The organism is Variovorax robiniae, assembly GCF_037889955.1.
Taxonomy (GTDB): Bacteria; Pseudomonadota; Gammaproteobacteria; order Burkholderiales; family Burkholderiaceae_C; genus Variovorax; species Variovorax robiniae.
Genome location: NZ_JBBKZS010000012.1, coordinates 73,198 through 92,224, shown reverse-complemented (window position 1 = coordinate 92,224; position 19,027 = coordinate 73,198). Strand labels below are relative to the sequence as shown.

The window sequence follows — 19,027 nt, the reverse complement described above, 5'->3', positions numbered from 1 at the left end:
GCAGGCGGAAAAAGGGCCGCGCGCTGTTTGAGCGAAGCGAGTTTGCGCGGACCCCGCCTGTCGCGAGCAGCGCAGGGCAGCCCGAAGGGCCGGTGACGTCGGCCGGCCAAGTGCATGCCGCCCGCCGCCGCCCCCCGGCACGCAACTCCAGACTCACTCCAGCACCCACATCACGGTCGCCAGCGGCGGCAGGCTCATCACCACTGATTGGGAACGCCCGTGGTGCGCAGCAGCCTCAGAAGCCAGCAAACCGTTGCCGACGCCGCTGCCCCCATACACCCCGCTGTCCGTGTTGATGATCTCGCGATACGACCCCGCCTCCGGCACACCCAGTCGATACCCATGCCGCACCACCGGCGTGAAGTTGCACACCGCGATCACGAAGGCTCCGTCACGCGCCTTGCGGATGAAGGCAAAGATCGACTGGTCCACATCGTCATGCACGATCCAGTCGAAGCCGCCGCCATCGCAGTCCAGCTCATGCAGCGCCGGGAAGTGGCGATAGACGTTGTTGAGATCGCGCACCAGTCGATGCACGCCCTGGTTCGGCGCGTTGTCCTGCAGCAGGTGCCAATCCAGGCTCTTGTCCGCATTCCACTCGGCGTACTGCGCGAACTCGCAGCCCATGAAAAGCAGCTTCTTGCCCGGGTAGGCCCACAGGTAGCCGTAGAGGTTGCGCAGGCCGGCGAACTTCTGCCATTCGTCGCCGGGCATGCGGCCGATCATCGAGCCCTTGCCGTGCACCACCTCGTCATGCGAGAAGGGCAGCACGAAGTTCTCGCTGTGCGCGTACATCAGCCCGAAGGTGATCTTGCGGTGATGGTGCTTGCGGTGCACCGGATCAATGCCTGCATACGACAGCGTGTCGTTCATCCAGCCCATGTTCCACTTGTAGTGAAAGCCCAGGCCGCCGTCCTCGGGCGGGCGCGTCACGCCGGGAAAGCTGGTCGATTCCTCGGCCACCGTCATCGTGCCGGGACGCTCCAAGCCGACCACGTGGTTCATGCGGCGCAGGAAGGCGATCGCCTCCAGGTTCTCGCGACCGCCATAGGCATTCGGCACCCACTGGCCCTGTTCGCGGCTGTAGTCGCGGTAGAGCATCGAAGCGACGGCATCCACGCGCAGGCCGTCCACCCCATAGCGCTCCAGCCAGTACAGCGCATTGCCGACCAGGTAGTTGCGCACCTCGATGCGCGAGTAGTTGAAGATCAGCGTCTGCCAGTCGTTGTGGAAGCCTTCGCGCGGATCGGCATATTCGTAGAGCGCAGTGCCGTCGAACTGGCCGAGGCCATGCGCGTCGGTCGGGAAATGCGCGGGCACCCAGTCGAGGATCACGCCGAGGCCGGCCGCATGCGCGGTCTCGACGAAATAGCGGAAGTCACCCGGCGTGCCGAAGCGCGAGGTCGGCGCATAGAGGCCGATCGGCTGGTAGCCCCAGGAGCCGTCGAAGGGATGCTCGCTGACCGGCAGCAACTCGATGTGCGTGAAGCCCATGTCGCGCGCATAGGGCACCAGCGAGTCGGCCAGCTCGCGGTAGTCGAGCCAGTCGAGGCCGTTGTTCTTGCGGCGCCAGGAGCCGAGGTGCACCTCGTAGATGCTGATGGGCGAATGCCGATCATTGGCGGTGGCGCGTTGCGGCGGCACCTCGGCCACGCCGGGCAAGGGCTGCACCACGCTGGCCGTGTCGGGGCGCAACTGCGCGGAGAAGCCGAAGGGATCGGCCTTGCGCAGCAGATCGCCCCTGGACGACAGGATCTCGTATTCGTAGACATCGCCCGGCGCCAGTCCCGGCGCGAAGATCTCCCACACGCCGCATTCGCTGCGCAGCCGCATCATGTGGCGGCGGCCGTCCCAGTTGTTGAAGTTGCCCACCACCGACACGCGCCGCGCATTCGGCGCCCACACGGTGAAGGCCACGCCCTTGACGCCGTCCATCTCGCGGATGTGTGCGCCCATCTGCTCGTAGGGCCGCAGGTGCGTGCCTTCGGCCAGCAGCCACACGTCCATCTCGCCGAGCACCTGGCCGAAGCGGTAGGGGTCGTCGATGATGGAGGTGTGATCGGCCCAGGTCACCCGCAGGCTGTAGCTGTCGCGGGCGGGGTCGGACGGCACGAGGCCGGTGAACAGGTCGCTGCCGGGTACGCGCTCCAGCGTGGCCAGCGGCCAGCCGGAACTCGCATGCATCACCGCCACGGCCTGCGCGCCGGGCAGCAGCACGCGCACCTCCAGGCCCTCGTCCGTCTCGTGCGGTCCCAGGACGGCGAAGGGATCGCCATGTTCGGCGCGCATCAGCGCGTGGATCTCGGATTCGGGCAGCGTGGGCATGGGCAGGCTCTCGTCAGAAGGGATCCGCAGTCGGGAGAAGGGCACAGCATGATGGCACGGGACCTTGCATCCGTCCGCGCAGTCGTGAATTCATGCCATGGCGCTGCGACGCGATCCCGCAGAATTGCGTCCTTCGGCAAATGGGCGGTAGACAGGGAGTGGATGTGATCGTGAATGCAATCGAGGCGGCGGCGCGCGCGGGTGCCGCGTGGGGTGTCGCGCTCGCCTGCGTTGCCGTCGTCCCGAGTGCCCTGGCCGATGCGGTTGAGGACGGCTTCACCGACTTCAGCGTGTGCGATGCCGGTTTCTTTCGTACGCTGAACCGCGACGCTGCCACCTGGAGCGCCCACATGCCGCTCGAAACCCGCGGCGACCGGAGCTGGCCGAAGATGCCCGAGCGCAAGCAGGCCGGGCTCATCGAGGTGGCCTTCCGGCCGCCGGTGGGGATCGAGGGCCTGAAGGCGGTGTCGTACTTCGACGAAGCGGCGGACCTCGGCAGCGCGGGGCTGTCCTGGCGATGGGGCTTCCTGGTCGAGGGTGATGTCGACGCGGTCTACAACAAGCTCGGTCCGTGGGTCTACCAGGGCGGCCGCCTGCGCGCGATGGATGCGGGCGGTTATGCGCGCACCGAGATCAAGGTGCTGGGCTTTCGCTGGCTGCCGGTGGACACCCCGGCCCGCACGCCGCCCGGCTTCTCCAGGACCGAGCGGACCTTGCGGATCGAAAGGGATGGCAAGAACAGCAGGCTGACCCGCGTGAGTTGCGGCTTGCAGGGCGCAGTCGATGCCGAACTGCTGAAGGAGGTGCGCCCCGATATCGATGCCGCGGGCTATCCCGTGCAACTGCGGCCCGCGCTGTTCGACGAAGTGCAGGTCCCGGCTGAAGTTCGCGCTTCCCTCGACGCCGCGCGCGCCGGCAAGGGCCTGTGGACGCCGAAGTTCGACAAGCTGCGCTATACGGTGGTCGCGAGGTCCCCGAAGCACGACAAGGAGACCACCTACACCGTCGAGGTGGAAGCGCAGCCGGACGGGCTGCTGCGCACCCGCGAGACCTTCGACCCTTCGTTCCATGTGCAGCGGCTCGGCCTGGCGGGGCTGGTTCCACTCAAGACGCGGTTGAACGGCCTTTCCGACGGTCGCGTGCAACTCGTCGGTGGGCTTGCGATGTCGCTGCCGGCCCGGCTGGCGCCGGGCGAGGCGATCGAAATCTCCACGGACCAGTCCGACGTTCCCGCGCGGTCCGGCGATGCGCGCCAGAAGACGATCACCATCTGCAACGTCAGGCAGGCCTATGCGGCGGGCACGATCCATCCCTCGATCCCGGGGCGCGCCATCGGGCTGTGGTGCCGCTCGAGCGACCCAGGCGCCGACACCGAGGAGCGCGCATTCCTGGAAGACCTGGGCCTGGTCGTCGGCCTGGGCAGCCGCAGCGATTCCTCGGGTGCCGGCAGCGTGCGGATCGTGGACTTTGGCGTCGAACGCTAAAGGACGACTGGACATTCGATTCATCGCGGTCGCCCTCGGCGGCTGAGAGTCGAGGGCCAAACTGGCGGAAAGGATCGTTTTAGACGGCGAGCCGAACCGCGCAGCGCCCGCGTGCCACCCTGAGCCCAAGGAGCGGGTCACGCACGACCCGCCGCCACGGGGATCAAGCCGGGACGGCAGACCCCATCGACCCAAGAGCCGCCTCCTGCGCCGTTCCTCATGCCCCCGGGGGAGGCCCGGTGCGCAGCGAGCGACGATAATCCGCCTTCCCCCGGCCGCCTGGCGCCGGGTTCCAGCGAATGCCATGAACCCCAGCTACACCCCCAGCGACGTCGAGTCAGCGGCCCAGGCCGACTGGCGCGCCGCAGACGCCTACCGCGTCACCGAAGACACCAACAAGAAGAAGTACTACGCCTGCTCGATGCTGCCGTACCCCAGCGGCCGGCTGCACATGGGCCACGTGCGCAACTACACCATCAACGACATGCTCACGCGCTACCTGCGCATGAGCGGCTACAACGTGCTCATGCCCATGGGCTGGGACGCCTTCGGCCTGCCCGCCGAGAACGCCGCGCTGAAGAATGGCGTGCCTCCGGCCAAGTGGACCTACGAGAACATCGCGTCCATGAAGCAGCAGCTCCAGGCCATGGGCCTGGCGATTGACTGGAGCCGCGAAGTCGCCACCTGCGACCCGAGCTACTACAAGTGGAACCAGTGGCTGTTCCTGAAGATGCTGGAAAAAGGCATCGCCTACCGCAAGACCCAGGTCGTCAACTGGGACCCGGTCGACCAGACCGTGCTGGCCAACGAGCAGGTCATCGACGGCAAGGGCTGGCGCACCGGCGCCACCGTCGAGCGCCGCGAGATCCCCGGCTACTACCTGAAGATCAGCGACTACGCTGAAGAGCTTCTGGACCACACCCAGAACAAGCTGCCCGGCTGGCCCGAGCGCGTCAAGCTGATGCAGGAGAACTGGATCGGCAAGTCCAGCGGCGTGCGCTTCGCCTTCCCGCACACCATCAAGGGCAGCGACGGCAAGCTGATCCAGGACGGCCGCATGTACGTGTTCACCACGCGTGCCGACACCATCATGGGCGTGACCTTCTGCGCCGTCGCGCCGGAGCATCCGCTGGCCCTGCATGCCGCGACGACCAACCCCAAGGTCGCCGCCTTCATCGAGGAATGCAAGAGCGGCGGCACCACCGAGGCCGAGCTCGCGACGCAGGAAAAGAAGGGCGTCGCCACCGGCCTCGTCGTGCACCATCCGATCACCGACGAGCCGATCCCCGTGTGGGTCGGCAACTACGTGCTCATGAGCTACGGCGACGGCGCCGTGATGGGCGTGCCCGCGCACGATGAGCGCGACTTCGCCTTCGCCAACAAGTACCACCTCGAGATCCTCCAGGTCATCATCGACGACGACGCACCCCACTTCAACTACAAGAAGTGGCAGGACTGGTACGGCGACAAGACCAATGGCGTGACCATCAACTCCGACGTCTTCAGCGGCATGCGCCATGAAGAGGCGGTCAACGCCGTCGCGCACGCCCTGCAACTCAAGGGCCTGGGCGACAAGCAGACCACCTGGCGCCTGCGCGACTGGGGCGTGAGCCGCCAGCGCTACTGGGGCACGCCGATCCCGATCATCCATTGCGAGGAACACGGCGCCGTGCCCGTGCCCGAGAAGGACCTGCCGGTGGTGCTGCCCACCGACTGCGTGCCCGACGGTTCCGGCAACCCGCTGAACAAGCACGAAGGCTTCCATGCCGGCGTGGTCTGCCCCGTCTGCGGCAAGCCCGCGCGGCGCGAGACCGACACGATGGACACCTTCGTGGATTCGTCCTGGTACTTCATGCGCTATTGCGATCCGACCAGTGACAACGCCATGGTCGACGGCGGCGCAAAGTACTGGATGGCGATGGACCAGTACATCGGCGGCATCGAGCACGCGATCCTGCACCTGCTCTACGCGCGCTTCTGGACCAAGGTCATGCGCGACCTCAAACTGGTCTCGATCGACGAGCCCTTCAGCAAGCTGCTCACGCAGGGCATGGTGCTCAACCACATCTACTACCGGCGCGGTGACAAGGGCGGCAAGGAGTACTTCCCGCCCGCCGATGTCACGCCGGTGCTCGACGAACAGGGCCGCATCACGGGCGGCAAGCTGGCCGACGGCACGACGGTGGAATACGGCGGCGTCGGCAAGATGGGCAAGACCGAGCGCAACGGTGTCGACCCGCAGGACCTCATCGAGAAGTACGGCGCCGACACGGCGCGCCTGTACACCATGTTCACCGCGCCGCCCGAGGCCACGCTCGAATGGAACGATGCCGCCGTCGAAGGCAGCTACCGCTTCCTGCGCCGCGTGTGGAACTACGGCGTCTCGCTCAGGGACATGACCGTGGAGGTACGTGGCGGGAATGTCGCGACGGTCTACGGCGCCGAGGCCAAGAAGCTGCGTCGCGAGGTGCACACCGTGCTGCGCCAGATCGACTACGACTACCAGCGCATGCAATACAACACGGTGGTGTCGGGCGCGATGAAGCTGCTCAACGCGCTGGAAGCCTTCAAGCCGCAGCCCGGCAACGTCGGTGACACGGCGGCCGTGCGAGAGGGCTTTGGCATCCTGCTGCGCTGCCTCTATCCGGCCACGCCGCACATCGCACAGCAGCTCTGGAAGGAACTGGGCTATGCGGACGGCCACGGCGACCTGCTCGACACGGCCTGGCCCAAGGTCGATGCCGGTGCGCTGGAGCAGGACGAGATCGAACTGATGCTGCAGGTCAACGGCAAGCTGCGCGGCGCGGTCCGCGTGCCCTCGGCGGCCTCGAAGCAGGACATCGAGAAGCTGGCCGTGGCCAGCGACGACTTCGTCAAGTTCGCGCCCGGTGCCTCGGTCAAGCGCGTGATCGTGGTGCCCGGCCGGCTGGTCAACGTGGTCGTGTGATGGCGAGCACGCCCAAGCCCCGCGCCGCTTCGCCAAGCCCTTTCGAGGGCGCGACTTCAATCCTGGAAGGCCGGCTTGGTGGTGTTTCCGCAATGAGCCGCCGCGGCCTCTTGCTGGGCGCCACCTTGGCGCTCGCCGGCTGCGGTTTCGAACTGCGAAAGGCGCCCAACTTCGCCTTCAAGACCATCGCGGTCATGGGCAATTCCCTGGTGGCCGTCCGCCTGCGGCGCAACCTTCAGGCCGCCGGCAATGTCGTCTTGGTGCCCGAGGCGGATGCGAAGACCGCCGACGTCATCTTCGACATCCTGTCCGAACCGCGCGAGTCGCTGGTGCTTTCCACCACCTCCGCCGGCCAGGTGCGCGAACTGACGCTGCGCCTGACGGTGCGCTTCCGCCTGCGCACGCCGGCCGGCAAGGAGTTGATCAGCGTCGGCGAGATCCGGCAGCAGCGCGACATCACGTACAACGAAACCAACGCATTGGCGAAAGAGACCGAGCAGAACCTCCTTTATCGCGACATGCAGAACGACATCGCGCAGCAGATCGTGCGGCAGCTCGGGGCCGTGAAGTCACTCTGATGGGCTCCTTCGACCGCGTCGACCGCCTGCTCATCGAACTGCTCCAGGCCGACGGCCGGCAGAGCATGCAGGCACTGTCGGAGGCGATCCACCTGTCGGCCCGCGCCACGCTCAACCGGGTGCGCCGGCTGGAAGCGGAAGGCATCATCGAAGGCTATCGCGCGCAGATCAACCGGGCCGCGCTCGGCGAGCACGTCGCGGTGTTCGCCGAAGTCACGCTCAAGGACCAGCGCCAGGCCACGGTGCAGCGCTTCGAGCGGCACATCGGCGCCTGCCGCGAGGTCGTGGGCTGCTGGCTGGTCAGCGGCCGCTACGACTACCTGCTGCGCCTGGGCTGCCGCGATCTCACGCACTATCGCAACCTGACCAATGCCTGGCTGGAAGAAGTGGGCTTGGGCATCGACAGGATCGTGACCAACACGGAGCTGCAGACGGTCAAGGAGTTCACCGGGTTTCCGGTCGTGCAGGCGTAGGGCACGGCGCAGGGTGCCAACTATTTCACACTAGAGGTATCCGCGAGCTCCCCCAAAGGTAGGGGTGCGCCGCAATCAGGCGGCGGTGTATCGGCGCATCACTAGAATCCGCCGCGGTCCAGTCAGCGCTGTCGTGCCAAGAAGAAAGCCGTATCAGGGAGAAACGGCACGCGACAGCGGCTTGAGGCCTCGGGGAGACTTGCATGCATCAGACAACGTGTCGCCAAGTACGACATGACGCATCCGGCGTGCCGCCTCGGCCGCGCCGTCCATCGCCCACGCAGGGGCATCTTCCATCACGCACGCAGTGGCGCCCCTCATCGGCGTCGACTCGTGCGCCTTCCCGGCGCATGAGCCACGGGCACGCCATCGCGTAGCCCGCACGCAACCACGGCATCCAGCGCAGCGGCCCCGGCTTCCAGGGCGCCGGCTGCATCGCCGGTCCATCGCGACGACCTTCCGGGGCACACTGCGCCCGAAGTTGCAACGTCGCGCGACCGGCACATCGACCGCTTTCATTTTCACGACGACAACAAAGGGGAGACAGCATGGGATTGATGGATCGATTGTTTCAAACGAAGCCAGTGAGCGCCGACGCGGGTGGCGGCGGGCATGGCGGCCTCGAGCCGTCGTTCGGCTTGTTTTCGCTCACGATGCTCGGCGTGGGCGCCACCATCGGCACGGGGATCTTCTTCGTGATGGCGGAGGCGGTGCCCAAGGCCGGGCCGGCGGTGCTGCTCGCCTTCCTGCTGGCGGGCTTCACCGCGGGCATGACGGCACTTTGCTATGCGGAGCTTTCCGCCTCGATTCCGGCGGAGGGTTCGTCGTATTCGTTCGCGTACACCGCGCTGGGCGAGTTCCCGGCCTTCATCGTGGCCGCCTGCGTGGTGCTGGAATACGGGCTGGCGGCCAGTGCGACCTCCATCGGATGGTCGGGCTATCTCAACAACTTCCTGATGAACACGACGGGGCTGGAGATTCCGCAGGCGCTGCGAAGTCCCATCTTCGTGTCGGGCCCGAACGGCCTGGAGATCCACGGCGGGCGCTTCAACCTGCCGCCGGTGATCCTGGTGCTGATGTGCGGCCTGCTGCTGATGCGCGGCGCCAAGGAGTCGACCACCGTGAACTCGATCATGGTGGTGATCAAGTTGTCGGTGCTGGTCTTCTTCGCGGCCATTGCCTTCAGTGCATTCAACGACACCCACTTCACGCCCTTCTTCAATGAGTCCGGCATGAAGGGCGTGGCCGCCGCGGCGGGCACGGTGTTCTTCTCGTTCATCGGGCTGGATGCAATCGCCACGGCCGGCGCGGAGGTGCGCAATCCCAAGCGCAACATCCCGCTGGGCATCGTGCTGGCGCTGCTCGTGGTGTGCGGCGGCTATGCGATGGTGGCCATGGCGGCGCTGGGCGCACAGTCCGCCGACAAGTTCCTGCACCAGGATGCCGGCCTAGCCGTGATTCTCAAGAACGTGACCGGCCAGGCCTGGCCCGCGATCGTGCTGGCCGCGGGCGCGGTGATCTCCGTGTTCAGCGTGACGCTGGTCGCCATCTATGCGCAGACCCGCATGCTGTTCGCGGTCAGCCTCGACGGGCTCATCCCGAGCAAGTTCCGCCAGGTGAACCCGCGCACCCACGCGCCGGTCAACAACATCGTCCTGGTCTGCGGCGTGGTGATGGTGATCGCCGGCACGGTCCACTCGGCCTACCTCTGGGACATGGTCAGCATGGGCACGCTGGTCGCATTCATGGCGGTGTCCATCAGCGTGCCGGTGCACCGGGCGCGCCTCAAGGCGAAGGGCATCCGTCCCACCGGCTTCCGCCTGCCCTTCGGTCCCTACGTGGTTCCGGGCGTGAGCCTGGCGGCTTGCCTGTACATCATCAAGGACCTGTCGGCCGCCACCTTCATCATCTTCTTCGCCTGGATGGCGCTCGCACTGCTGGCGTACTTCGGGTGGGGCATCCGTCATTCCAAACTGTCGCAGGGAGCCTCCAAATGAAGACTTGCATTGTCGGATTCACACAGGACGCGGGCGGCCGCGAGGCGCTGGCCTTGGCACGCACCATTGCCGGGGGCGGCAACGTGGCGCTGGTGGTCTGCGTGGTGACGCCGGAGTCCTGGGGTCCCACGTCGCTCGGCGTCGACGTGCAATACAGCCGCTTCCTCGAGGAGCAGGCGAAGGGCCTGCTCGACGAGGCGCGCGCACTGATGGGTGATACGCCGAACGTGCGCTATGAACATGTGGCCGCATCGTCGGCCAGCGTGGGGTTGACGCAGGCAGCCGAGCGCGAGCGCGCGGACCTGATCGTGCTGGGGTACGCGGGCGGGAGTTCCGTCGGGCGCCTCTTCCTCGGCAGCGCGACGGAGGAATTGCTCCACTCCGCGTCCAGGCCGGTCGCCACCGCGCCGCCGGGCTTCGCGGGTGCCGCCGCCTTGACGCGCGTCACGGTCGGTTTCTCGGGCGGCGAGTCGGCGCATGGCACGGTGCTGCATGCACTGGGCCTGGCCGGCGCCTTGGGCCTGCCGTTGCGGCTGGCCACCTTCACGGTGCGCGAGCGCCTCGGCTACGCGGCGAGGGTGGGGCCGGACGCGGAGCAGTCGATGGTCGAGCGGCAGACCGCGCAATCGCAGGCCGCGCTCGACGCGGTGCGGTCGCAGATCTCGGTGACGGGCTACCCGGTGGAAACCGCCATCGGCGTCGGCACGGACTGGGATCAAGCCATCGCCGCGGTGAACTGGCAGGAAGGCGACCTGCTGGTGCTGGGGTCCAGCCGGCTGGGCGTGCTGCAACGGGTGTTCCTTGGTTCGACGGCAACGAAGATCGTGCGGGCATCGCCGGTTCCGGTGCTCGTGATTCCGCGCCAGGGCTGAACTGACCGCCCGCCCCGCTTCCGAATCGGAAGTGGCAAGCCCTCGCAACGGCGGCGAGGGGCGTTCGCACCGCCCGCAAAGGCGGGAACGGCGAATGCCCCCTCCCTAGAATTTCGCCAGGCCCGACAGAGGCCGACTAGGGAGGAGACTCAATGCAACACACGACGTGTCGCCCTGCGCGACATGAACCTTTGCGCGTGCCCGCTCAGCGGCAAGCGCTTCATTCACTGGCCACGGAGATCCGCGCGAGCGCGGGGGATTCCCGATGAGGGCACCCTGCTTGGCCCTGGCCACCGCGGCGGCCCTCTGCGCGGCCTTGCCCGCGGCCGCGCAATCCTCGCTGACCCTGTTCGGCGTGGTCGACTTGTCGGCCCAGCACATTCGCGGAGACGGCCACCTGACCCGCCTCGAGTCGGGTGGCCTCAACGGCAGCCGGCTCGGCTTCAAGGGCCAGGAAGACCTGGGCGGCGGGCTCGCCGCCAGCTTCCACCTGGAGGCCGGCCTCAGTGCCGACACCGGACGCGGACGGCCCAACAGCATCGGCAACGTCATCGAAACGCCGGGTGACTTCATCAGCTTCAACCGCCGCTCGACGGTCGGCCTGATGGGCCGCTTCGGCGAAGTCCGCGCCGGCCGCGACTACACGCCGGTGGCCGACAACCACACCGACTTCGACGTGTTCGGCAATTCCGGCGTCGGCGATTCGAGCCTGCTCACGCAGGCGCTGGCGATCGGCCTGGTTGCCGGCCGGGGCGTGCGCACCGATGTGCGTGCGTCCAATGCGGTCGTCTACGTGCTGCCTGCCGACCTGGGCGGCTTCTGGGGCTACGGCATGGTTGCGCTGAGCGAGAAGACGCGCGACGACGAGCCGGCCGGGTTCCTGCGCGGCGACGGCGGCCATCGTGGCATCCGCCTGGGGTGGGAAGGCGCCGGCCTGAACATGGCGCTGGCCTATGGCAAGAGCATCCTGTCGTTCCAGCAGGATCTCAGCAACATTCACTTCGGCGGTACGTACACCTGGAACGACCTGCAGTTCTTCGGCCAGCTCAGCCGTGAGCGCACCACCATCGCGGAAGTGCGCCACACCAACGATGCGGCCGCGCTGGGCGTGGTCTGGACGCTGGGCGTGCAGGCGATCAAGTTCCAGGTCGTGAACAGCCGGATCAAGCGAACCGGCATGGAATCGATGCGGGCCACGATGTACTCGGCCGGCTACGATTACAACCTGTCCAAGCGCACCGCGCTGTACGGCGCGGTCTCATACATCCGCAACAACGCGGCCGGCACTTTCGATCTCGGTGTGCCGGTGATGCCCGGCCAGAACGCTTCGGGCGTGCAGGTCGGCATGCGCCACGCCTTCTAATACCGTTCAGGCCCCTTCATGGGGCCTTTCACATTGCAGACGACACAAGAAAAGCGATTGAGGGACACATCATGGGTTTGATCCAGAACTTGCTCCGGACCAAGGGGCTCGAGGGCGATGCGGGCGAGGAGGGGGCACACGGCGGCGCCAGCCTGGCGCCGTCCTTCGGGCTGTTTTCACTGACGATGCTGGGGGTGGGCGCGACCATCGGCACCGGCATCTTCTTCGTCATGGCCGAGGCCGTGCCCAAGGCCGGGCCAGCCGTGCTGCTGGCCTTCCTGCTGGCGGGCTTCACGGCGGGCCTCACGGCGCTCTGCTATGCGGAACTGGCCGCGTCGATCCCGGCCTCGGGCTCGTCGTATTCCTACGCATATGTCGGGTTGGGCGAATTTGCGGCCTACATCGTGGCGGCCTGCCTGATGCTGGAGTACGCGCTGTCGGCCAGCGCCACGGCGATCGGCTGGTCGGGCTATCTCAACAACTTCCTGGTCAACCTGGTCGGCGTGCCGATACCGGAGGCCTTGCGCAGCCCGATGCTGGTGCTCGGCGAGAAAGGGCTGGAGATTCATGTCGACCAGTTCAACCTGCCCCCGGTGATCCTGGTCGGGCTCTGCGGCCTGCTGCTGCTGCGCGGCGCCAAGGAGTCGGCCACCGCCAACGCGATCATGGTGATGCTCAAGCTGGCCGTGCTGATCTTCTTTGCGGTGATTGCCTTTACCGCCTTCAATGCCGACAACTTCACGCCCTTCTACAACGAGGCCGGCATGAAGGGCGTGACGGCCGCGGCGGGCACGGTGTTCTTCTCCTTCATCGGGCTGGACGCGATCTCGACGGCCGGGGCCGAGGTGCGCAATCCCAAGCGCAACGTGCCGCTGGGCATCGTGCTGGCACTGATCATCGTGATGGCCGGCTACGTGGTCGTGGCAATGGCCGCGCTGGGTGCGCAACCGGCCGCGGACTTCGCCCACCAGGAGGCCGGCCTCGCGGTGATCCTGCAGAAGGTGACGGGCCAGGGCTGGCCTTCGGTGGTGCTGTCGGCTGGTGCCGTGATCTCAGTGTTCAGCGTGACGCTGGTCGCCATCTACGGCCAGACCCGGATCCTGTTCGCGATCGCCCGTGACGGCCTGATTCCCAAGACCTTCCAGCAAGTGAACACGCGTACGCTGGCACCGGTCAACAACATCGTCTACGTCTGCATCGGCGTGGCGATCGTGGCCGGGACGGTCGACTCCAGTTACCTCTGGGACATGGTCAGCATGGGCACGCTGGTCGCCTTCATGGCGGTGTCGGCGAGCGTGCCGGTGGTGCGGGCGCGGCTGAAGGCGGCATCGACGGTGCAGGGCTTCCGCCTGCCCTTCGGCCCGTACCTGATCCCGGGCCTGAGCATCGCGGCCTGCTGCTACATCCTGAAGGACCTGTCGCATGCGACCTACGTGGTGTTCTTCAGCTGGATCACGGTGGCGCTGGTGGGGTACTTCGCCTATGGCATCCGACATTCCAACCTGACCCGCGCAGCGGCACAAAAGGAGCAAGCATGAAGACCGTCATCGTTGGCTACACCAAGGATGCAGGCGGCCAGGATGCGCTGGCGCTGGCCCGCTCCATTGCCGCGCGAGGCGAGACCACGCTAGTGGTGTGCGTGGTGACGCCCGAGACCTGGGGCCATTCCTCGCTGGGCGTGGACCAGGACTACAACCGCTTCCTCGACGAGCATGCCACCGGGTTGCTCGACAGCGCCCGTGCCGTCCTCGGCGACGCGCCGAACGTGCGATACGAGCGCATCGCGGCCAAGTCCGCGACGGTCGGCCTGACGCAGGCGGCCGAGCGCGTGAAAGCAGACCTCATCGTGATCGGCTCGGCGCGCGGCGGGCATGCGGTCGGGCGACTGTTGCTGGGCGATGTCGCGGATGAAGTCCTGCATGTGTCGTCGCGGCCGGTGGCGGTGGCGCCGCAGGGCTTCGCGTCGACCGCCGCGCCGACGCGCGTGACGGTCGGCTTTTCCGGCACCGAGGGCGCGAGCAGCACGGTGCTGCATGCGCTGGGCCTGGCCGGCGCGCTGCAGGTGCCGTTGCGGCTGGCCAGCTTCGCGGTGCGCGACCGGCTGGCGTTTCCATCGCGCTTCGGGCCGGAGCCGGAACTCGCCATCCTCGAGCGCTGGACGGCGCAGGCGAAGGCCGCGCTGGACGCGGTGCGTGCGCAGATCGCGGTCACGGGCTACCCGGTGGAAACGGCCATCGGCGTCGGGCCGGACTGGGAGGCTGCGTTGTCGGCCGTCGAATGGCGCGAGGGCGACCTCCTGCTGCTCGGCTCCAGCCGGCTGGGTGCGCTGCAGCGCGTCTTCCTGGGCTCGAACGCCGCGAAGATGGTTCGCGCGTCGCGCGTGCCGGTGATCGTCGTGCCCCGGCAGGGTTGAAATTATCACTTCCGAATCGGAAGTGAAAGGCTCCATTTACTGCCTGAAAAGGCGTCGACGCAGCGTACAACGTCCTTTGTGGAGAGGGCGCCAAACCTAGACTTCCTTATCGGCCGCGGTGGCCTTCAAGGAAGACAAAAATGACACGCTACGTCGACATCCACGACATGAGGCACCTGATCCGGCAACTGGGTGCGCAACGCATGACCCGCGAGATGGAAGCCTGCATTCGCGAGGACTTCCTGCGCTGGGAAGACTTCCAGAAAAGCGCTCGCACCGCCAACCATTCGAAGGGCGGCGTGATCGAGTTGATGCCGGTGTCGGACTCCAAGCTCTTCGCCTTCAAGTACGTCAACGGCCATCCCGGCAATCCGAGCGTGCAGATGTCCACCGTGATGGCCTTCGGCGTGCTGGCCGACGTGGCCACCGGCTACCCGATGCTGCTGAGCGAATTGACCATGACCACCGCGCTGCGCACCGCCGCCACCTCGGTCATGGCCGCCGCCGCGCTGGCCCGGCCCGACTCGCGCTCGATGGCGCTGATCGGCAACGGCGCGCAATCGGAATTCCAGGCGCTGGCCTTCATGGATCGGCTCGGCATCCGCGAGCTGCGCGTGTTCGACGTCGATCCGATGGCCACCGGCAAGCTGCTCGCCAACCTGGCGCCGCAGATCCGCAGCGGCGCGCTGCAGGTGCGCCGCGCCACCAGCGTGCGCGAGGCGGTGCAGGGCGCGGACATCGTGACCACCGTCACCGCCGACAAGGCCTACGCGACCATCCTCACGGCCGACCTGCTGGAGCCCGGCATGCACCTGAACGCGGTCGGCGGCGACTGCCCGGGCAAGACCGAGCTGGAGGCCCAAATCCTGAATCGCGCGAAGGTGTTCGTCGAGTATGAGCCGCAGACCCGCATCGAGGGCGAGTTGCAGCAGATGCCGCCCGACTTCCCGGTCACCGCGCTGTGGGAAGTCTTGGCCGGGCGCGTCGCCGGACGGGACGACGCCGCGCAGGTCACGCTGTTCGACTCGGTCGGCTTCGCGCTGGAGGACCTCTCGGCCCTGCGCTACGTGCATCGGCTCGCCCTCGCGCACGACGTGGGCCGCGAAATCGACCTGGTGCCGACCATGGACGATCCGAAGGACCTGTTCGGCTACTCGCTCCAGGGCGCGGACACCGCACGCAAAGCCGCCTGAGGAGCCGTCGATGAAGAAGCACAAGACCCTGGCCCTGATCGGCGCCGAGGTGGGCGAAGGCGCGAGCGACAGCGGCTGCAAGCTGGGCGCACAGGCCCTGCGCGATCGCGGCCTCGCGGCGCACCTGGCCGAGCCGCATCGCGATGCGCGCTGGGTCGACATGGTGCGTGCGCGTCCGGAAGACCAACCGCAGGCGCGGCTGGACTCGGTCGAGGAGTTCAGCGTCAAGTTGGCCTCCGTCGTGCGCCGGCAGTTGCAGCAGGGCGCGATGCCGGTGGTGGTCGGTGGCGACCATTCCTGCGCGGCCGGCACCTGGAGCGCCGTCGCCGACGCCTGGCGCGACAAGGGGGACATCGGCCTCATCTGGATCGATGCGCACCTCGACGCGCACACGCCCGAATCGTCCGACAGCCTGGCGCCCCACGGCATGCCGGTCGCCGCGCTCCTGGGCCACGGGTCGCCGGGACTGACCTCGCTCTACGGCTGGAAGGGCAAGATCAAGCCGGGCAACCTGGTCATCATCGGCGCGCGCAGCTATGAGCCGGCCGAGCGAGCCTTGCTGGAGTCGCTGGGCGTGCGCGTGATGTACATGCCGGAAGTCGATCGCCGCGGCTTTGGTGCGTGTTTCACCGAGGCGCTCGCGCTGGTGCGCCAGCGCACCGTGGCCTGGGGCCTGAGCTTCGATCTCGATGCACTGGACCCGGCCGACGCGCCGGGCACCGGCACGCCGGTCGAGGCCGGCATCGCGCTGGTGGAAGCGCTGCAGGCCCTGCGCGGCCATGCCGCCGACCCGGCTTGCGTGGCCGTGGAGGTGACCGAGTACAACCCCTTGCACGATGTCGACGGCCGCACGGCGGAGTCCGCCTTCGCACTGCTGTCCGCCTTTGCGCGGGTCGAATTGCGGGAACAGGCGCTGGCCGCCTGAGCGCCGCCGGCCGACAGGCGTTTTCGGCGGAGCGCGCCATCCGCCCGTCCCTGGGCTGCGTAAACTCCCCGCCCATGGAACTCGCCCTCGCCCGGCTCGCGGCACACCTCAGCAAGGACGGCCTGCGCCCGCTCTACACCCTTCACGGCGACGAGCCCCTGCTCGCGCAGGAAGCAGCCGACGCCATCCGCACGGCCGCGCGTGCGCAGGGCTACACCGAGCGCAGTTCGTACACCGTCGCTGGCGCCCATTTCGACTGGAGCGCGGTGATCGCGGCAGGCGGTTCGCTGAGCCTTTTCGCCGACAAGCAGATCGTCGAAATCCGCATCCCCTCCGGCAAGCCCGGCAAGGACGGCAGCGTGGCCTTGCAACAGTTGGCCCAATCGGCCGTCGGCAATGACAGCACCCTCACGCTGGTGATGCTGCCCCGGCTCGACAAGGCCACGCGCACCGGCGCCTGGTACGGCGCGCTCGAATCGAATGGCGTGGCGCTGCAGATCGACCCGATCGACCGCGCCGCCCTGCCGCAATGGATCGCCCAGCGCCTGGCCCTGCAAGGCCAGCGCGTGAAGGCCGGCGAGGAGGGCCAGCGCACGCTGCAGTTCTTCGCCGACCGCGTCGAAGGCAACCTGCTGGCCGCGCACCAGGAAATCCAGAAGCTCGCGCTGCTGCATCCGCCTGGCGAGCTGGGCTGGGAGCAGGTCGAGAGCGCGGTGCACAACGTGGCCCGCTACGACGTGTTCAAGCTCGGCGAGGCGGTGCTGGCCGGCAATACGCAGCGCGTGGCCCGCATGCTCGACGGCCTGCAGGCCGAGGGCGAGGCCGAGGTGCTGGTGCACTACACGCTGGCCGAGGACATCCGCGCGCTCAAGCGCGTCAAGGATTCGATGGCCGCAGGCCGCCCCTTGCCGATGGCCCTGCGCGAGAACCGCATCTGGGGCAACAAGGAACGCGCCTTCGAACGCGTGCTGCCGCGCATCGACGAGCGCCGGTTGAACCAGCTGCTGCGCGCGGCCCACATCGTTGACGGCATCGTCAAGGGCCTGAAGCAGCCCGATTGGCCGGCCAACGGCTGGCAGGCGCTGCACCGGCTGGCGCAAATGACCTGCCGCGCCTGCGGCAGCGCGAGCGGTGGGAAAATGCCGTCATGAACGCGTTCAACGTCAACGAACACATGCAGGCCCTGGGCCTGCAAGCCAAGGCCGCTGCCGCGCAAATGGCGCGCGCCGACGCCGCCATCAAGAACAAGGCCCTCAAGGCACTGGCCCGCCGCCTGCGCGAGGCCGGCCCGGAATTGGCCGAAGCCAACGCCCGCGACATCGACCGCGCCGTCGCCGCCGGCCTGTCCGCGCCGATGGTCGATCGCCTCAAGCTCACGCCCAAGGTGTTGGCCACGGTCGCCGAAGGCTGCGAGCAGCTTGCCGCCATGCCCGATGTGATCGGCGAGATCATCGGCATGAAGCAGATGCCCAGCGGCATCCGCGTCGGCCAGATGCGCGTGCCGCTCGGCGTGTTCGGCATGATCTTCGAGAGCCGGCCGAACGTGACCATCGAGGCGGCCAGCCTGGCGATCAAGAGCGGCAACGCGGCGATCCTGCGCGGCGGCTCGGAGGCGATCGAATCGAACAAGGCGCTGGCGCAACTCGTATCGGAGTCGCTGGCCGAAGTCGGCCTGCCGGTCGATGCGGTGCAGCTGGTGCAGACCACCGACCGCGAAGCCGTGGGACGCCTGATCGCCATGCCGGAGTACGTCGACGTGATCATCCCGCGCGGCGGCAAGGGCCTGATCGAGCGCATCAGCCGCGAGGCCAAGGTGCCGGTGATCAAGCACCTGGACGGCAACTGCCACGTGTTCGTGGACGACACGGCCGACATCGACATGGCGCTCAAGATCGTCGACAACGCCAAGACGCAGAAGTACAGCCCGTGCAATGCGGCGGAAGGCCTGCTGGTCACGGGAGCCGTGGCAGGAAAGTTCCTGCCGCTGATCGGCCAGGTGTTCGCGGCCAAGGGCGTCGAGATGCGCTGCGACGCGGCTGCCGGCGCCATCGTGCGCGGTGCTGGATTGAATGCGGTCGATGCCGTAGAGTCCGACTGGTCGGAGGAATACCTCGCCGCCGTCATCAGCATCAAGGTGGTGAAGGACGTGGACGAAGCCATCACCCACATCAACCGCTATTCCAGCCACCACACCGACGCCATCGTCACGCGCGACCACATCCATGCCCAGCGCTTCCTGCGCGAGGTGGATTCGGCCAGCGTCATGGTCAACACCAGCACGCGCTTCGCCGATGGCTTCGAATTCGGCCTGGGCGCGGAGATCGGCATCAGCACCGACAAGTTCCATGCGCGCGGCCCGGTCGGCATCGAAGGATTGACCTCGCTGAAGTACGTCGTCCTGGGCCAAGGCGAAGTCCGTACGTGAAGAAGGCTCCTTCAGGCGTATAAAGCGCCCCG

Annotated in this window: 14 protein-coding genes; 13 read left to right on the top strand and 1 reads right to left on the bottom strand. The window is 67.5% G+C overall.

The features are described 5' to 3' along the window. Positions 1–153: 153 nt before the first annotated feature. On the bottom strand, positions 154–2,325 hold the full coding sequence (gene glgB, locus WKW79_RS24245; RefSeq protein ID WP_340337776.1) for a 1,4-alpha-glucan branching protein GlgB: 2,172 nt from the start codon (positions 2,323–2,325) through the stop codon (positions 154–156). A 170-nt stretch (positions 2,326–2,495) separates the two neighbouring features. Between glgB and WKW79_RS24240 the strand changes: the two genes are divergently transcribed. The 13 genes from WKW79_RS24240 (at position 2,496) to WKW79_RS24180 (ending at position 18,995) form a co-directional block, all read left to right on the top strand. After that, the gene (locus WKW79_RS24240; protein ID WP_340337775.1) at positions 2,496–3,809 is read left to right on the top strand and encodes a hypothetical protein; all 1,314 of its coding nucleotides are present in this window, start codon (positions 2,496–2,498) and stop codon (positions 3,807–3,809) included. Positions 3,810–4,113: 304 nt separating this feature from the next. Beyond that, positions 4,114–6,756, top strand: coding sequence for a leucine--tRNA ligase (gene leuS, locus WKW79_RS24235; protein WP_340337774.1), 2,643 nt, complete (start codon positions 4,114–4,116; stop codon positions 6,754–6,756). 92 nt (positions 6,757–6,848) lie between these two features. After that, positions 6,849–7,334 (top strand): LPS-assembly lipoprotein LptE, encoded by a 486-nt coding sequence (locus tag WKW79_RS24230; protein WP_340337773.1) that lies wholly within the window; start codon positions 6,849–6,851, stop codon positions 7,332–7,334. Then, positions 7,334–7,807, top strand: coding sequence for an Lrp/AsnC family transcriptional regulator (locus tag WKW79_RS24225; RefSeq protein WP_340337772.1), 474 nt, complete (start codon positions 7,334–7,336; stop codon positions 7,805–7,807). Before WKW79_RS24230 ends, WKW79_RS24225 begins: the two co-directional genes overlap by 1 nt. Positions 7,808–8,364: 557 nt before the next feature. After that, positions 8,365–9,804 (top strand): APC family permease, encoded by a 1,440-nt coding sequence (locus tag WKW79_RS24220; RefSeq protein ID WP_340337771.1) that lies wholly within the window; start codon positions 8,365–8,367, stop codon positions 9,802–9,804. Beyond that, positions 9,801–10,676 (top strand): universal stress protein, encoded by an 876-nt coding sequence (locus WKW79_RS24215; RefSeq protein WP_340337770.1) that lies wholly within the window; start codon positions 9,801–9,803, stop codon positions 10,674–10,676. Before WKW79_RS24220 ends, WKW79_RS24215 begins: the two co-directional genes overlap by 4 nt. A gap of 280 nt (positions 10,677–10,956) precedes the next feature. Further along, entirely contained in the window at positions 10,957–12,039 is a 1,083-nt protein-coding gene (locus WKW79_RS24210) for a porin (RefSeq protein WP_340337769.1), read from the top strand. 71 nt (positions 12,040–12,110) lie between these two features. Next, positions 12,111–13,577: an APC family permease gene (locus WKW79_RS24205; RefSeq protein WP_340337768.1), complete on the top strand. Its 1,467-nt coding sequence runs from the start codon at positions 12,111–12,113 to the stop codon at positions 13,575–13,577. After that, positions 13,574–14,452 (top strand): universal stress protein, encoded by an 879-nt coding sequence (locus WKW79_RS24200; protein ID WP_340337767.1) that lies wholly within the window; start codon positions 13,574–13,576, stop codon positions 14,450–14,452. Before WKW79_RS24205 ends, WKW79_RS24200 begins: the two co-directional genes overlap by 4 nt. A 140-nt stretch (positions 14,453–14,592) precedes the next feature. Next, on the top strand, positions 14,593–15,645 hold the full coding sequence (locus WKW79_RS24195; protein ID WP_340337766.1) for an ornithine cyclodeaminase: 1,053 nt from the start codon (positions 14,593–14,595) through the stop codon (positions 15,643–15,645). A gap of 10 nt (positions 15,646–15,655) precedes the next feature. Continuing rightward, positions 15,656–16,570 (top strand): arginase, encoded by a 915-nt coding sequence (locus WKW79_RS24190; protein WP_340337765.1) that lies wholly within the window; start codon positions 15,656–15,658, stop codon positions 16,568–16,570. Between the two features lie 74 nt (positions 16,571–16,644). Continuing rightward, a complete protein-coding gene (gene holA / locus WKW79_RS24185) occupies positions 16,645–17,721 on the top strand; it encodes a DNA polymerase III subunit delta (RefSeq protein WP_340337764.1) in 1,077 nt (358 codons plus the stop codon). Continuing rightward, positions 17,718–18,995, top strand: a complete 1,278-nt coding sequence (locus WKW79_RS24180) for a glutamate-5-semialdehyde dehydrogenase (RefSeq protein ID WP_340337763.1) — start codon at positions 17,718–17,720, stop codon at positions 18,993–18,995. The genes holA and WKW79_RS24180 overlap by 4 nt, the downstream gene beginning before the upstream one ends. Positions 18,996–19,027: the final 32 nt, after the last annotated feature.

Excerpts from the sequence above, each read along its gene's own strand:
- WKW79_RS24180 (WP_340337763.1), top strand. The coding sequence starts at position 17,718 with ATGAACGCGTTCAACGTCAACGAACACATGCAGGCCCTGGGCCTGCAA.
- WKW79_RS24225 (WP_340337772.1), top strand. The coding sequence starts at position 7,334 with ATGGGCTCCTTCGACCGCGTCGACCGCCTGCTCATCGAACTGCTCCAG.
- glgB (WP_340337776.1), bottom strand. The coding sequence starts at position 2,325 with ATGCCCACGCTGCCCGAATCCGAGATCCACGCGCTGATGCGCGCCGAA.
- WKW79_RS24205 (WP_340337768.1), top strand. The coding sequence starts at position 12,111 with ATGGGTTTGATCCAGAACTTGCTCCGGACCAAGGGGCTCGAGGGCGAT.
- holA (WP_340337764.1), top strand. The coding sequence starts at position 16,645 with ATGGAACTCGCCCTCGCCCGGCTCGCGGCACACCTCAGCAAGGACGGC.
- WKW79_RS24195 (WP_340337766.1), top strand. The coding sequence starts at position 14,593 with ATGACACGCTACGTCGACATCCACGACATGAGGCACCTGATCCGGCAA.
- WKW79_RS24190 (WP_340337765.1), top strand. The coding sequence starts at position 15,656 with ATGAAGAAGCACAAGACCCTGGCCCTGATCGGCGCCGAGGTGGGCGAA.
- leuS (WP_340337774.1), top strand. The coding sequence starts at position 4,114 with ATGAACCCCAGCTACACCCCCAGCGACGTCGAGTCAGCGGCCCAGGCC.
- WKW79_RS24215 (WP_340337770.1), top strand. The coding sequence starts at position 9,801 with ATGAAGACTTGCATTGTCGGATTCACACAGGACGCGGGCGGCCGCGAG.
- WKW79_RS24220 (WP_340337771.1), top strand. The coding sequence starts at position 8,365 with ATGGATCGATTGTTTCAAACGAAGCCAGTGAGCGCCGACGCGGGTGGC.
- WKW79_RS24230 (WP_340337773.1), top strand. The coding sequence starts at position 6,849 with ATGAGCCGCCGCGGCCTCTTGCTGGGCGCCACCTTGGCGCTCGCCGGC.
- WKW79_RS24200 (WP_340337767.1), top strand. The coding sequence starts at position 13,574 with ATGAAGACCGTCATCGTTGGCTACACCAAGGATGCAGGCGGCCAGGAT.